Genomic DNA, 314 nt, shown 5'->3' with positions numbered 1-314 from the left:
CGCGGACGCGTAGGGCGGGGCGGCGAGCAAAGCTATTGTCTGCTGCTGTACAAGAACCCGCTATCACTCACCGGCAAACGGCGGCTGGCGGTCATGCGCGACACCACCGACGGTTTTGTTATTGCCGAAGAAGATCTGAAACTGCGCGGCCCCGGGGAATGGCTGGGCACTCGCCAGACCGGGGACCTGGCCTTTCGCATTGCCGACCTGGTTCGCGATGAAGCCCTGATGGAACCGGCCAAAGACGTGGCCACCAAACTGATGCACGACTGCCCGCAGTGGGTTGAACCGCTGTTACGCCGCTGGTTAAAGGG

Annotated in this window: 1 pseudogene; it reads left to right on the top strand. The window is 62.4% G+C overall.

Annotation, left to right across the window (positions count from 1 at the left end):
• Positions 1 to 314: pseudogene (locus A3754_RS26870) on the top strand (ATP-dependent DNA helicase RecG); the annotation flags it as partial.

The sequence above is a fragment of the Alcanivorax sp. HI0083 genome (genome assembly GCF_001635175.1).
This window is presented reverse-complemented; position numbering and strand designations above follow the sequence as displayed.